General features: G+C 45.7%; 14 protein-coding genes. 11 read left to right on the forward strand and 3 right to left on the reverse strand.

Annotated elements, in window-relative coordinates; all coding sequences use genetic code 11:
* The first annotated feature begins 207 nt into the window (after window positions 1-207).
* The 8 genes from dxs to Q9R21_RS05065 all read left to right on the forward strand — a co-directional run bounded on the left by dxs (window position 208) and on the right by Q9R21_RS05065 (window position 9,131).
* Entirely contained in the window at window positions 208-2,118 is a 1,911-nt protein-coding gene (gene dxs / locus Q9R21_RS05030) for a 1-deoxy-D-xylulose-5-phosphate synthase (protein WP_216986344.1), read from the forward strand.
* Window positions 2,119-2,232: 114 nt separating this feature from the next.
* Window positions 2,233-3,063: an inositol monophosphatase family protein gene (locus Q9R21_RS05035; RefSeq protein ID WP_004281534.1), complete on the forward strand. Its 831-nt coding sequence runs from the start codon at window positions 2,233-2,235 to the stop codon at window positions 3,061-3,063.
* 552 nt (window positions 3,064-3,615) lie between these two features.
* On the forward strand, window positions 3,616-5,490 hold the full coding sequence (locus tag Q9R21_RS05040; RefSeq protein WP_004281533.1) for a DEAD/DEAH box helicase: 1,875 nt from the start codon (window positions 3,616-3,618) through the stop codon (window positions 5,488-5,490).
* Between the two features lie 406 nt (window positions 5,491-5,896).
* Entirely contained in the window at window positions 5,897-6,715 is an 819-nt protein-coding gene (locus Q9R21_RS05045; RefSeq protein ID WP_191111855.1) for an ABC transporter ATP-binding protein, read from the forward strand.
* Window positions 6,712-7,491 carry a lipid asymmetry maintenance ABC transporter permease subunit MlaE gene (mlaE, locus tag Q9R21_RS05050; RefSeq protein WP_216986341.1) on the forward strand — a complete coding sequence of 260 codons (780 nt, stop codon included), beginning with the start codon at window positions 6,712-6,714 and terminating at the stop codon, window positions 7,489-7,491. The genes Q9R21_RS05045 and mlaE overlap by 4 nt, the downstream gene beginning before the upstream one ends.
* Window positions 7,491-8,168 carry an outer membrane lipid asymmetry maintenance protein MlaD gene (locus Q9R21_RS05055; protein WP_311203850.1) on the forward strand — a complete coding sequence of 226 codons (678 nt, stop codon included), beginning with the start codon at window positions 7,491-7,493 and terminating at the stop codon, window positions 8,166-8,168. The genes mlaE and Q9R21_RS05055 overlap by 1 nt, the downstream gene beginning before the upstream one ends.
* 18 nt (window positions 8,169-8,186) lie before the next feature.
* Window positions 8,187-8,825, forward strand: a complete 639-nt coding sequence (locus Q9R21_RS05060; protein WP_004281529.1) for a phospholipid-binding protein MlaC — start codon at window positions 8,187-8,189, stop codon at window positions 8,823-8,825.
* Between the two features lie 15 nt (window positions 8,826-8,840).
* The gene (locus Q9R21_RS05065) at window positions 8,841-9,131 is read left to right on the forward strand and encodes an STAS domain-containing protein (RefSeq protein WP_222112296.1); all 291 of its coding nucleotides are present in this window, start codon (window positions 8,841-8,843) and stop codon (window positions 9,129-9,131) included.
* Window positions 9,132-9,372: 241 nt separating this feature from the next.
* Here Q9R21_RS05065 and Q9R21_RS05070 read toward each other — a convergent pair whose 3' ends face one another.
* Entirely contained in the window at window positions 9,373-10,386 is a 1,014-nt protein-coding gene (locus tag Q9R21_RS05070) for a CorA family divalent cation transporter (protein ID WP_004732304.1), read from the reverse strand.
* A 152-nt stretch (window positions 10,387-10,538) separates the two neighbouring features.
* On the opposite strand from Q9R21_RS05070, the gene Q9R21_RS05075 reads away from it, so the two are divergent.
* Together Q9R21_RS05075 and Q9R21_RS05080 are read left to right on the forward strand one after the other, a co-directional pair.
* On the forward strand, window positions 10,539-11,129 hold the full coding sequence (locus tag Q9R21_RS05075) for a TIGR00730 family Rossman fold protein (RefSeq protein ID WP_311203851.1): 591 nt from the start codon (window positions 10,539-10,541) through the stop codon (window positions 11,127-11,129).
* Window positions 11,130-11,155: 26 nt separating this feature from the next.
* A complete protein-coding gene (locus Q9R21_RS05080) occupies window positions 11,156-11,557 on the forward strand; it encodes an NUDIX domain-containing protein (RefSeq protein ID WP_311203852.1) in 402 nt (133 codons plus the stop codon).
* A 4-nt stretch (window positions 11,558-11,561) separates the two neighbouring features.
* Here Q9R21_RS05080 and Q9R21_RS05085 read toward each other — a convergent pair whose 3' ends face one another.
* Entirely contained in the window at window positions 11,562-12,197 is a 636-nt protein-coding gene (locus Q9R21_RS05085; RefSeq protein ID WP_311203853.1) for a phosphoribosyltransferase family protein, read from the reverse strand.
* Window positions 12,184-14,229, reverse strand: coding sequence for an ATP-dependent DNA helicase RecG (gene recG / locus Q9R21_RS05090; protein ID WP_311203854.1), 2,046 nt, complete (start codon window positions 14,227-14,229; stop codon window positions 12,184-12,186). The genes Q9R21_RS05085 and recG overlap by 14 nt, the downstream gene beginning before the upstream one ends.
* 33 nt (window positions 14,230-14,262) lie before the next feature.
* On the opposite strand from recG, the gene Q9R21_RS05095 reads away from it, so the two are divergent.
* Window positions 14,263-15,078 carry an NAD(P)H-binding protein gene (locus Q9R21_RS05095; RefSeq protein WP_180086849.1) on the forward strand — a complete coding sequence of 272 codons (816 nt, stop codon included), beginning with the start codon at window positions 14,263-14,265 and terminating at the stop codon, window positions 15,076-15,078.
* Window positions 15,079-15,091 lie beyond the last annotated feature (13 nt).

The raw sequence follows: 15,091 nt of genomic DNA on the forward strand, positions 1-15,091 counted from the left end.
AGAAAGCGAACGATAATAGTTGATAAATAGTAAGATTATTCAGGATAATCGTAGGCTGCAATTTTTTCACCCCGACGAGATCATTGTTTAATATTGCATCGCTAGAAGCGTAGCTGAATTGAAGCTGCTACAATTCAGCTATATGATCGGGTACTCCCCATTGACCTAGCTTTAGATTTGCCAGGCTTTAGAAGGCTTTGCCATAATATGCTGTATACAGAAATCCCAACTCAACGCCCTGTAACACCGTTGCTTGATGCGATCAATCATCCTGAGCAACTGCGTGCACTCGAGCAAAGCCAGCTAGAACAAGTGGCGGATGAGTTACGTCAATTCATTTTGTATGCTGCCGGGCAAAGTGGCGGACATTTTGGTGCCAATCTCGGTGTGATTGAACTCACCGTGGCTTTACATTATTGCTTTAATACACCGCATGACCGCCTGATCTGGGATGTAGGTCATCAGGCCTATCCGCATAAAGTGTTGACTGGTCGTCGTGAACAGCTCACCACGATTCGTGCCAAAGATGGTCTGGCTGCGTTTCCGGCTCGTGAAGAATCTGAATTTGATACCTTTGGGGTAGGGCATTCTTCGACGGCGATTTCTGCTGGCCTAGGTATGGCGCTGGCACGTCGTTATCAGAACAAGCCGTGTGAAGTGGTATCGATTATTGGCGATGGCGCCATGACGGCAGGTATGGCTTTTGAAGCTTTGAATGATGCCGTGGCACACAGTGCTGATCTGATGGTGGTGCTGAACGACAATGATATGTCGATTTCTTGCAGTACCGGTGGTTTTGCCAAACATCTGGCTGCCATTTGGGAGCGCGGTGAGTTCGTTAATGTTACCGAGCAGGGTGAGGCATATGTACAGCCACATCCAGAATGGTTGTATAACTCGCGTTTGCACAGTGCAGCAACCGATGCTGCAGATAACTTATTCCAAGCCATCGGCTTTGACTATTTTGGCCCGTACGATGGTCATGATGTCAAACAGCTGGTGCATGTCTTTAATGCGCTGAAAAAGCGTAAAGGCCCACGCCTGATTCATGTCTATACTAAAAAAGGCAAAGGCTTTGCTCCGGCAGAATCCGATCAAATCAAATATCACGCGATTAGCAAAATCAACGCCGTTGCCGCCAGCAATACTGCACCGAAATATTCGGATGTATTTGGACAATGGCTTTGCGATGAAGCGGCACAAGATGCCCGTTTGCTCGCAATCACACCTGCGATGTGCGAAGGCTCAGGCATGGTCAAATTTGCCAAAGAATATCCGGAACGTTTCTTTGATGTCGCGATTGCCGAACAGCATGCGGTTACCTTGGCTGCCGGTATGGCTTGTGAAGGCTTGAAGCCGGTGGTTGCAATTTACTCGACTTTCCTGCAACGCGGTTATGATCAACTGGTACATGACGTGGCTTTGCAGAATCTGGATGTTACTTTCGGTATTGATCGTGCCGGTCTGGTTGGTGAAGATGGCCCGACGCATGCCGGTGCTTATGACTATGCCTATATGCGTACTATCCCGAATATCGTGATCATGGCGCCGAAAGACGAAAATGAATGCCGTCAAATGCTGCATACAGCGTATTTGTATCCAGGGCCGGCAGCGGTACGTTATCCGCGTGGCAATGGACTGGGCGTCGATATCCAGCAAAAGATGATCGAGATTCCGATCGGTCAGGCGGAAATTGTGGCCAGCTTTAATGGGCAGTATGATGAATATATTTCTGTACTGGCATTTGGTAGCCGGGTACAGGCTGCAGTCGACGCTGCTGAAGCATTTGCCGTGAAACATGAGATTGGCGTGCGTGTGGTTAACATGCGTTTTGTCAAACCACTGGATACTCAAATGCTCGATGATCTCGCTTTAAGCACCAGTCTGTTTGTCACGGTGGAAGAACATGCAGTGATGGGCGGTGCGGGTAGTGCCGTGAATGAATATCTGGCAGAAGCGCAGATTGTCAAACCGATACTGAATTTGGGTCTGGATGATACATTTATGGCACAAGCGACTCATGCACAGATGTTACAGCAGGCGGGGCTGGATGCGCAAGGTATTGAAAAATCAATCAATCAGGCTTGGTCCAACCTAGGGCAAAGCGTCTTGTCATAATATCTTAAAAATTTTAGACACATTTTTCCCAAAAAAGCCCTGATATTTGCTAAGATATCGGGGCTTTTATGCATTATTCTTTATCAGTGTCTTCAAATTTGTAGTGGGTGTTCAATGGAACCTATGGTGGTGATGGCTGCGCGTGCGGCTCAGTTAGTTGGTCAAGAGCTTTTAAAAGCGCATCAGAATCGTCATAAACTCGATCTACAAGTCGAAGAAAAAGGAATTGATGGTCCGGTAACGCGTGTAGATCGTTATTTGGAACAGTTGACCATCGATACCCTACGTAAAAGCTATAAAAATCACAGTTTCCTTGGTGAAGAGTTTGGCTATCAGGAAGGTAAAGGTCATGACGCCGATTGGTGTTGGGTGATCGATCCGCTAGATGGTACTTTAAACTTCATTAACGGTTTCCCGCATTTCTGTATCTCTATCGCAGTTCAGCACAAAGGCATTACTCAACACGGGGTGATTTATGACCCGGTGAAAGATGAGCTATTCTCTGCCAGTCGTGGTCGTGGTGCCATGATGAACCAGCGCCGTATTCGTGTGAATGTTAAAGACAGCCTGGAAAATACCTTTATGGCTGTTGGTCACGCTTATCGTGCCAAGCGTAATGGCGAAGTTGTGTCTTATGCCAAGAACCATTTTCAAACCCTGTTAAACGTAACTGAAGCTGGCGCGCAATATCGTCGTTCAGGTTCTGCAGCATTGGATTTAGCCTATGTTGCTGCAGGTCGTTTCGATGGTTATTTCGAACTTGGTTTAAAGCCTTGGGATATCGCAGCTGGCGAATTGATCGTGAAAGAAGCAGGCGGTACTGTAGTTGATGCACGTGGTGGTAGCGACTCTATGGAAAATGGTCAAGTTTTGGCTTGTTCAATGAAAATGCTTAAGCCTTTAATGCAAGCAGTTGTTCCTGCTTGGGGCGAAGCAGCAAAATAATCGGGTTTAGATGAATCAGATCTAATATTGAGAAAAGGCGTCCTTCGGGATGCCTTTTTTATGCATGGAAATTTAAGTCGCGAGAGACTGATGCAAGATTGTTTGTCTATGCTTGAATACTGGAAATATCAGGTGAATTGGCGAAAAGTGACTTTTTATACCGCCTGTTACATTTTTTATTATATTTTAAGTATCAGAAATATATAGATAAATTAAGAATAAGGGAAATTAGTTTTAAAACTTAATGACATTGTGGAATATTCTGCTATAATTCCGCCACGCACTTAATTTCTGTTCTTTACCTGAACACTATCTTCTAATCATTGTATGCGCGTGCTGTCCATAGAGAGGACATATCCTTCGCGCCCCAATCGCTTAAGCGATTCCTTCAGGTTTGCGGCCGTAATCATGCGTGCGTTATATCCACATCGTCGTTACTCGGATCGCTGCTGAATCCTAATATTTTCAGCATTATTTGCTGTGCCGCTTTTTGCCGATGTCCATAATTGTTATTTATTAAATGGAGCACCCACTTCAGGGTGAATACTCTCTATGAGCAAAACTTTTGCTGATTTTTCCCTCGACGAATCTCTAACACAGGCTCTCGACGCTTTAGGCTTTACTACTCCTACTCCTGTACAAGAACAAGCGATTCCAGCTGCGCTTGAAGGCAAAGACCTTCTTGTGTCAAGCCAAACAGGTTCTGGTAAAACTGCTGCATTCTTACTGCCTACGTTAAATGCGTTGGCAAACCAAGATACATTAGTACCGTTTAAAGACCGTATGAAAGCGGTTACTCAACCGAATATTTTGGTGATTTCACCGACTCGTGAATTGGCACAACAGGTATGTCAAGACGCAATCGCATTTGTACGTCACATGAAAGGTGTTCGTATTGCAGCAATCATGGGCGGTATGCCTTTTGGTAAACAAATTCAACAGTTGAAAGGCGCGCAAGTTGTTGTTGCAACTCCAGGTCGTTTACTTGACTTGGTGAATCGTCGTCAAATCAAATTGGATAAAGTTGACGCGTTAATCGTCGATGAAGCTGACCGTATGCTTGACCTGGGCTTCTCTGAAGACTTAGAAGCAATTGGTGAGTTGGCTGCAAACCGCAAACAAACTCTTATGTTCTCTGCGACTTTTGCACCACGTATCATTACACTTGCAGAACGCATGATGAATGATCCAATGCGTATTTCGATCGAAACTGGTCACTCTACAAATACTGATATTACTCAGACTTTGCATTGGACTGACGGTTTCGAGCACAAGAAAAAACTTCTTACTCACTGGTTGAACGAAGAAGACGTTGATCAAGCAGTTGTATTTGCGTCAACTCAAGAAGACACAGATATGTTGGCTGAAGAACTTGCTGAAGCAGGTCTATCAGTTGTAGCGCTTCACGGTGCTATGCCACAAACTGTTCGTAACCGTCGTTTACGCAGCATCCGTGAAGGTCGTGCGAAGATCTTGGTTGCAACTGACGTTGCAGCGCGTGGTCTTGACGTACCAACTATTTCACACGTCATCAACTTCGGTCTTCCAATGAAGAATGAAGACTATGTACACCGTATCGGTCGTACAGGTCGTGCGGGTCGTACTGGTAAAGCCATTACTTTGGCGACTTACCGTGAACGCGGTAAAATCCGTGCTTTAGAAGACTTCCTTGATGCGCGTCTAAACGTATCTGAAATTGAAGGTCTTGAGCCATCTCCACCTCCTGCACGTGGTAGCCGTGATGGCGCTGGTCGCGGTCGTGGCCGTGATGGTGGTCGTCGTGATGGCGGTCGTGGTGGTTTCGGTGGCGGTCGTCGTTTTGAAGGCGAAAGCAACTTCAAACGTCGTGAAGGCGGTGATGATCGTCCACGTCGTAGCTTCGATGACAAACCTCGTGGCGAACGTCCGGCATTTGGCGAAGATCGTCCACGTCGTGACTTCGGTGATCGTCCAGCTCCACGTCGTGAAGGCGGTTTTGGTGATCGTCCACAACGTTCGTTTGATGACCGTCCAAAGCGTGACTTCGGTGATCGTCCAGCTCCACGTCGTGAAGGCGGTTTTGGTGATCGTCCACAACGTTCGTTTGATGACCGTCCAAAGCGTGACTTCGGTGATCGTCCAGCTCCACGTCGTGAAGGTGGTTTTGGTGACCGTCCTCGCTCTAATGATGACAACCGTGGTAACCGTGTAGATTATAAACCAGCTCGTGAAGGCGGTTATGGTGATCGTCCAAAACGTGATTTTGGTGATCGTCCTGCTCCACGTCGTGAAGGTGGTTTCGGTGATCGTCCAGCGCGTTCATTCGGTGATGACCGTCCAAAGCGTGATTTCGGTGATCGTCCAGTACGTCGCAACTTTGATGACAAGCCACGTGGTGAACGTTCGTTCGGTGGTGAAGATCGTCCACGTCGTAAATTTAACGACTAATTCAGTCGCTAGATGAAGATAAAAAAACCGGTAGAAATACCGGTTTTTTTATGCATTGAGTTTTTTGCTTTTTAACGTAAAATGTCTACTAAATCATATTTTGTCAGGGTTATGATAATTATTAATATGAAAAGCTTAGCTCTTCGATCTCAATTGATAGAGGTGTATATGCCATATATCGCATTGACTTTGATTTTGTGTAATATTATCTATTATTTATACAGTCTTTTTAATTAATCAATGTACCTGACTAAATCTTAAGTGCATATTTTTATTATAAAAAATACGAAACAATCCATTATTGTCATTTTTTTATGATATTAAACCATCTTTTTCAACTGCTAACATTTTGAACTTCGTTCCTTTATAGTATGCATGCTGAAAAAATGCAGGAATAAACTCAGCTATGAAAAATCAAACAGCGCGAGATACTCAATCTCTGATTGAAGTCAAGAATCTAAGCTTCAAGCGGGGTGAGCGCGTGATTTATGACGACGTGAGTTTAAATATTCGTCGTGGGCAGATTACGGCCATTATGGGACCATCCGGTACTGGTAAAACCACCTTATTAAGACTGATTGGTGGGCAACTGGTTCCTGAGCACGGTCAGGTTTTATTGGACGGCAAAGATATTGCCACGATGTCACGTTCCGAACTTTTTTCAGCACGTGCACGGATGGGTATGTTGTTTCAGAGCGGTGCTTTGTTTACCGATATGAGCGTGTATGAAAATGTCGCATTTCCGATTCGGGCACATACCAAATTGCCGGAACATCTGATTAAGGAAATCGTGGCACTGAAGCTGGAATCAGTCGGTTTACGTGGTGCAGAACAGATGATGCCATCTGAACTATCCGGTGGTATGAACCGACGCGTGGCTTTGGCCCGTGCGATTGCGCTGGATCCTGAGCTGATCATGTACGATGAACCCTTTGCCGGACAAGATCCGATTGTGATGGGCGTTTTGACTCGTCTGATCCGTTCATTACGTGAAGCACTGGACTTAACCACGATTGTTGTCTCGCATGATGTTGCAGAAACTTTATCGATTGCAGACTACATCTATGTGGTGGCAGAAGGCAAAATTCAGGGCGAGGGCACTCCGGCAGAGCTGAAAGCGCATCCGTCTGCTTTTGTACAGCAATTCCTGACCGGTTCGGTAGAAGGTCCGGTGGATTATCAGTTTAGTCATCAAGCTTATTTAAGTGATGAGGTTCGTTCATGAATGCAATTGCCGCATTAGGTAGACGCGTTATTGAACGTGTACAGGGGATTGGGGTCGCAACCCTGATGCTGTTGCAGATTTTATTTTCCATACCGACCTGGCTTGGCGTAAAGCTGTTTATTTATCAGATGTATCGGGTCGGGGTATTGTCCCTGCTGATTATTGTGGTTTCTGGTCTGTTTATTGGTGCCGTGCTTGGCTTGCAGATGTTCAGTATTCTGTCGACCTTTGGCAGTGAATCCATGCTTGGTACAGCGGTGGCGTTGACCTTGCTGCGTGAATTAGCACCTGTGGTCGCGGCTTTGCTGTTTGCAGGACGTGCCGGTTCGGCTTTGACCGCAGAAATTGGTCTGATGAAAGCCACTGAACAATTGTCCAGTATGGAAATGATCGGGGTGGATCCCTTAAAACGGGTGATTTCGCCACGTCTCTGGGCGGGGATTTTTAGCTTGCCAATGCTTTCCGTCATCTTTGCTGCAGTTGGCATTATGGGCGGCAAAATGGTCGGGGTGGATTTTCTGGGTGCCGATGAAGGCGCTTATTGGAGCGGCATGGAAAGCAGCGTGCAATTCTATAAAGATGTCTTAAATGGCACCATTATTAAAAGTTTTGTATTCGCATTAATTTGTACCTGGATTGCGGTGTATCAAGGCTATGCCTGTGTCCCGACATCGGAAGGTATTGCAACTTCTACAACGCGTACAGTCGTGTATTCTTCGCTGTGCGTTTTAGGCTTTGACTTTGTGTTGACTGCGGTCATGTTCGGAGGTGTTTAATGAAATCACGTACTAGTGAGCTGGCCGTTGGTGTTTTTGTTATTTTGTTTGGTATTGCCTTATTTTTCCTAGCAATGCGTGTCAGTGGTCTGGTCGGACACAATATTTCCGACAGCTATAAAATGACGGCAACGTTTGAAAATGTAAATGGCATCAAGCCACGTGCCAAAGTCGCTTTAAGTGGCGTGAAAGTAGGACAGGTGGATGACATTACCTTAGATCCTGTAACGCGTCTGGCAACCGTGCATATGACCCTGGATGGCTCATTGACCTCTTTTAATACTGAACAATTAAAACAAGTTCAGCAGGAAGCACTGGAAGAGTTACGTTATAGTTCGGACTATACTGCGGCTGCACCTGCGCAACAAAAAGACATGGAAAAACAACTCTTAGCTAACATGAAATCCATCACCAATATTGATGAGGATGCTTATATTATGGTAGCGACCAATGGGTTATTGGGTGAAAAATACCTGAAAATTATTCCAGGTGGTGGTCTGAACTATTTGAAACGTGGTGATCAGATTGCCAATACCCAAGGCACCATGGAAATTGAAGATTTAGTGACGAAGTTCATTACTGGCGGTGCCGGTAAATCGTCAGATAGTCAAGAAACTGCCCCAGAACAGGCGACAGTTTCAGAATCGACTGATGCAGAACCTGCATTTGTTGAATAATAGATTGAGGAGATTTCAGTGAAGACTTTAGTAAAACAAACGCTTGCAGCAAGCATTCTTTCAACAATGGTTGCTGGTACAGTGTTTGCTGCACCGTCTGAAGCACCACCTGCTTTTATTAAAAAAGTGGCAGATGGTTTGATTGAGCGCCTCAAAGCTGATAATGCCAAATTGCAGAACAATCCAGCGCTGGTAAAAGCGATTGTCCGCCAGAATTTGGATCCATACATTGATTCACAGTCTTTCACGCGTATTGTGATGGGGACTTATGCGACGAACCAGTATAGTACGGCTGCACAGCGCGCGCAGTTTGAAAAGAATTTCCGTGAAACGCTTATTGAAAATTATGGTTCTGCATTTTCCAAGTTCAGCAATCAAACCTATAGCGTGCGTCCATACAAGGCCAGCAATAGCAAAAACCCTGTTGTAACCATCGACTTTAATAATAAAGGCGAGAAAATTCCGGTAGCGTTTCAGCTGGTGGACAAAGGTTCACAATGGAAAATCCGCAACATCAACGTATCGGGTATCGATCTAGGTTTGCAATTCCGTAACCAGTTTGCTGCGACAGTCAAACGTAATGGCGGTAACATAGATAAAGCCATTGCTAACTTCAAACCGGATGCAGAAGCTGCAATTGACAAAAACAAGAAATAATCAGATAGGTGAGCCGTGATTGTATTCAAGGATCAGGAATTGCAGGTTTCAGGCAAAATTGATTATGGCAATGCGCAGGACTATTACCTAAATGGTCTGCGTGTGGTTCAGTCGCAGACCAAGTTTCCGCTTGTGGTCAACTTGGCTGGGCTTGAAAGTGGCAGTACTTTGGCTTTGGCAGTATTGGTGCGCTGGTTGCGCCAGACGCCTCAAGCGCAAGGACTACAGTTTAAAGCTGTCCCTGCTAAAATGATGAATATCATTCAGGCCTGTCATTTACAGGATGATTTACAGATCACTCAGTAAATAAAAAAGCACCGACAGGTGCTTTTTTATTGTTGATACATTTTAAAAGTAAATTCCTTCCTTTATCAAAAGGAGGTTAGGAAGGATTAAAATATGACCTCACCCTAACCCTCTTCTAAAAGGAGAGGGAACTTCCTCTCTAAATTTATGGAGAGAAATGATATTTTTAAAAACTACTATCTCAATAAATATTGGAAGTCCTCTCTCCCTATGGGAGAGAGTTAGAGAGAGGGTTAATAAATTAAATCCACTTCTTCCATCTAAAGTAAATCAATGGCCCAATCAAAAAGCCGATCAAAATAATACTGACCATAATGAAGCTCATGGAGCCTTGTGCAAAAGGCAGAACTTCGGTATTCATCCCATAAATACTGGCAATCAGCATCGGTGGCGCGAGCATACTTGGCAGGATTGAGAATCGACGAATCGTATCGTTCTGTTCGGTGTTAATAAATCCGGACGTGGTATCGAGCAGAAAGCGCACTTTCTGAAACAGGAAGGCATCATGTTCAACCAGCGAGCGTACATCTTCACTCAATTCTCGGATATCCGCATCATAAATATGACTGCCCAAGGCGCGTGGACGAGACAGGAAAGTTAGAACACGACGTAAATCGATCAGACAGAGCTGCGCTTTACCGAGCATATCTTCCAGTTGAGCTAGCCGGGTAATCATGTCATCCAGATCGAGAATCTGCTCACGATGGCGGTTATTCAACACTTCAGTTGAATATTTCTCTAAATCTTTATGTACATCTTCTAGAATGTCGGCCAGTTCATCTAGTTTGGCTTCGAGCAGACCCAATAAAATCCAAGTCGGATCTTTATAATCGATTTCATAATCATTGCGGCGCGCACGGGCACGGAAGGCACGAAAGGCCACCAGCTTTTCGCCACGCAAGGTAAAAAGACGGTCCTTATGCAGAATGAATGCTACGGTTTGTACCGTCGCCAGCATGCTGGATTCATCTTCGTTTTCATTCTCGACCTGATAGTTTTTATTTTTGGTTAAAAAATAGGTGCTGATATGCAAAATACCGTCATCATCACGGTAAAATCGGGCACTAGAGGAGATATCTTCCAGCGATTTTAAGGTCGGTAAGTTTTGCGCATAGGCATCTAGAATCCATTGCTGCTCTTCTTGTGAAGGTGCAATCAGATCAAGCCATACTAAATCTGGATGCAGGTCGAAATCACCATTAATCGTGATATCTTCTAAGCTACCGCGCTCTGTGGCGTAAAAGGCTTCAAGCATGCTGTCTTTTCTCCCTGGCGCAGTATGTGAATTGGAATGGGTGTATTTTAGACAAGGAATTGAATAAAAACACTGATATTAAGCAGTTATTTTTGGAAAAAACGCGCTTGCAGCGATTTCGTACAATATAGCGTCAATTGGAGAGTGAAATAATGAATTCTATCGCAATTTTTTGTGGTTCAGCACTGGGCTCGGATCCTCTCTATGCCGAGATCGCCGAAAAGGTTGGCCAGACCTTGGCAGCAAGGCATCAGACGCTGGTCTATGGCGGTGGTCGTTCCGGTTTGATGGGTATTGTTGCTGATAGTGCTTTGGCTGCTGGTGGCAAGGTGATTGGCGTAATTCCAAGACAGCTGGTCAATCGTGAACTGGCGCATCCGCATATTACCGAGCTATTTGTGGTCGATAATATGCACGAGCGTAAAACCCGCATGTCGGAACTGGCACAGGGATTTATTGCCATTCCGGGTGGTGCAGGAACACTGGAAGAAATTTTTGAACAATGGACTTGGGCACAGTTGGGCATTCATCAAAAGCCGTGTGCTTTTTTAAATGTCGATGGTTTCTATGATGATTTACTCAAATTTATTCAGATGACCACCGAGAAAGGTTTTACCAAAGCACGCTTTACGGATGCTTTAATTGTGAGTGATGATCTGGAGGATATTTTACGTCAATTTGAAAGTTATCAGCCGCCTGAAGCGAAATGGGGTATGGTTGATCAGACTGATTTAGTAAAATAAGCTGTCCACAGCATGATTTATAGAAAATGAAAGTGATTACCGTGGCCGCAGCCATTATTTTAAATGAAGCGCAGCAACTGCTGGTGGTTCGCAAGAAAGGAACATCCTGCTTTATGCAGGTTGGTGGCAAGCTGGAACCCAATGAAGCACCAGAAGTAACGATGTTGCGTGAAATTCAGGAAGAAATTGGCACACAGGCACAGATTCAGCAATTCATCGGGCGTTTTGAAACCCAGACAGCGAATGAACCTGATCATCAACTGGTGAGTTATGTCTATTGGGTAAGTCTGGATCAAGCACCAAAAATTGAAGCGGAAATTGCCGAAATGAAATGGGTCGATCTGGATGAAAAAGAGCTACGACTCGCACCCTTGACCACTGAAATTGTGATTCCTTGGGTGAAGTCGCAGTTACTCGCCCAAGCTTAAATTTTCAGATTTGAGCACCTGCCAGACAGGCTGCATAAACTTTTTGACAGCCCAGTTGTTCAAGTGTTTGGCTCAGTGCTCGAATCGAGCTGCCGGTCGTCACCACATCATCAATAATCAGCACCCGACGGTAACGCAGCTTGGAAATGGTACTGATCTGGAATTGTGACTGGATGTCTTCAATCCGCTCCAGCCGGCTTAGGCCCTTTTGCGAGTGTTGTTTCATTCGTCGAACAGGTTGCCAGATGGGTACATTCAACTGTTTTGCCACATGTTTGGCCAGTACCAGAGATTGATTATAACCGCGCTCAGCCAGACGCTCATTCGAGATCGGCATCGGTACTATCGCACTGACTTTAGGCAGGTCTAAACTTAACAGCACACCTGCCAGTAAATTTTGCAAATGCAGTTTCTGTTCATATTTAAACAGTTGAATCAAACGATCCATCGGGTAGGCATAGTCGCAGGCAATCTGGAACTGCATTTCCTGCCGTTGAATGGTTTGATGTGCCCAGGGTAATTGTCGCCAGCAATCTTTACAAACTGAATGAATGGTTTGATGATCGGTCAGACACAGCTGGCAGGGCTGTAAGCGGGTCAGCCAGGATTTTCCATGTTCCAGTAATTTAAACATAGGCATAGCGCGGTGCTTCCGGTAGCCAGCGTTGCAATAATGCCTCGGCCTGATCGGGATAATCCTTGAGCATCTGCTGGGCCACATAATGTGCCTGATTGAGCAGGTGATCATCACGTTCCAGTTTGGCCACACGGAAATTCATGTCGCCAGTCTGTTTGGTCCCGAGCAGCTCACCCGGGCCACGCAATTCCAGGTCTTTCTCGGCAATCATGAAACCATCATTGGTTTCGCGCATGATTCTTAAGCGTTCCTGACCATTTTGCGAGAGCGGATGTTTATACAGTAGCGCACAGAAACTGGCTTTGGCGCCACGACCGACCCGGCCACGTAGCTGATGCAATTGAGATAGACCTAGACGCTCGGCATTTTCAATCACCATAATGGAGGCATTGGGTACATCGACGCCGACTTCGATCACGGTGGTGGCAATCAGGAGCTGTAATTCATTATTTTTAAACTGCTGCATTACCGCCTGTTTTTCATCGGCTTTCATCTTGCCATGTACCAGTCCGATATTCAGCGCAGGAAAGCGCTCGCGAATTTCGGTAAAAGTCGCTTCTGCGGCCTGAGCATCTAGGGTTTCGGACTGTTCGACCAAGGTGCAGACCCAATAGGCCTGCTTGCCTTCGGCACAGTTGCTGGCAATCCGTTGCAAGACTTCTTCGCGCCGGTCTAATGGAATGGTCACGGTCTGAATCGGGGTGCGGCCCGGTGGCAGCTCATCAATTACTGAGGTATCCAGATCACCATAGGCCGACATGGCCAGTGTGCGTGGAATCGGAGTCGCAGTCATCACCAGTTGATGCGGTGACATACCATCTAGCCCTTTATTTCTGAGAGCAAGGCGCTGATCCACACCAAAGCGATGCTGCTCATCAATAATCACCAGACCCAGTTTGGCAAACTCGACATTTTCCTGAAACAGCGCATGGGTGCCGATGACCAGATGGGCACTTCCGTCCCGAATCAGCTGTTCTGCTGCTGCGCGAGCTTTACCTTTCTGCTTGCCGGAAAGCCAGGCTACATTTAAGCCCAAAGGCTCAAACCAGCGTTTAAAGTTCAGATAATGCTGCTCGGCCAGAATCTCGGTCGGTGCCATTAACGCCACTTGCCAGCCTTCTTCCAGTGCATGGCAGGCCGCGACACCGGCCACCAGTGTTTTACCCGCGCCGACATCGCCCTGAACCAGACGCAACATCGGTTTATTGGTTCTTAAATCCTGTGCAATTTCTCTGGATACACGTTTTTGCGCACCGGTCATTTCAAAAGCCAGACTGGCTAAAAGCTGTTTGGCATAGGTCTGACTTGGCGCAAATGAAGGCGCTTCGACCTGCTGAATGAAGGCCCGACGTGTCAATAAACTGATCTGATGCGCTACCAGTTCTTCAAAGATCAGGCGCTGCTGTGCAGGATGTGAGCCTTGTGCCAGCTGCAGCATATTGGCATTGACTGGTGGATGATGGATATATTCCAGTGCCTGTTTCAGCGCATAACCATTGCTAAATTTTGCTGGCAGCAATTCAGGCAGATGATCGCTGTATTGATCCAAGGCCTGCTGAATATAATCCCGTATTTTTGGCTGGGTCAGGCCTTCAGTCGCCGGATAAATTGCCGTGAGCTTGGTTTGAGGTAAAGGTGTGTCCTCAGTAATGACTTGCAGTTCGGGATGATACATTTCCAGACCGCGCGCACCAACCCGCACTTCACCAAAAATTCTTAAACGGTTACCCAGTTTGCAGCGGTCAGTAATGCCTTTATAAATATGATAAAAACGTAAAGTGATTTTGCCAAAATCATCATCTAGCAGCACAGCCATGGATTTGCGTTTGCCAGGGGGGAAATCCACACCTTTAACGATGCCTTCCAGCAGATAGCTGCGTCCCACGCTCAATTGATTCATAGGAATGATCGTGCTACGGTCTTCATAGTCACGTGGTAGATGAAAAAGCAAATCATCAGTATTGAAGATATTTAGTTTTTCGAGTAATGCAGCGGCGGCATTGCCAACGCCTTGTAACTGATGGACTGCAGCCATGTCCCCTCAACCAGATTTGTGATTCGGTGCTCAATGCATATTTTATTTATCGGTTATGGTAAAACATCCCGACGTGTGGCTAAACAACTATTTGAGCAAGGTCATCAAATTAGCACAATTAGCCAGAGTCCCAAAACAGATTCATTCGCAACTCATCTGATTCAGGATGTGCATCAACTGGATTTAACAGCAGTTCCTCCGATTGACTGGGTCTATGTATTACTTAGTCCAAAACAAAGTACGGTTGAAGGCTATCAGCAGACTTATCTGGATTCGGTTCAACCTATTGTGGCTGCCTTGAAACAGCATCCGGTGAAGCGGATTGTGGTGGTGTCATCGACACGAGTGTATGGGCAAAATTCCGGTGAAATCGTAGACGACGAAACTGAAATTCACCCAATTGATGCTCAGGGCAAAATCTTGCAGCAGATGGAGCAGGCTTATTTCGCTGCTTATCCTGAGCAATCTACCATCATTCGTCCGAGCGGCATTTACGGTACTTCAGTTGCGCGTCTGCAAAAAATGGCTGCTTCTATGACGTGCTATCCAAATTTGCACTGGTCGAACCGGATTCATATCGAAGATTTATCACGTTTCTTATCACAGATGATTCACGTGGAACATCCTGAAAACTCTTATATTGCGACAAACAACGATCCAAAATTATTGCATGAAATAATGCAATGGTTTCAGCAACAGATGGGACTTCCTTTGCTGCAAGTAGAAAGCGAGCAGGTGACAGGTAAGAAACTTTACGCGACTCGAATGCAGAAAATGGGATTTGAGTTAGAGCATCCAGACTGTTATCAGGATTATTTGGAGTTGATGAGGAAAAATAATCCCTCCTAACCTCACTTACGCT

The sequence above is a fragment of the Acinetobacter sp. RG5 genome (assembly GCF_031844265.1).
Classification (GTDB): Bacteria; Pseudomonadota; Gammaproteobacteria; order Pseudomonadales; family Moraxellaceae; genus Acinetobacter.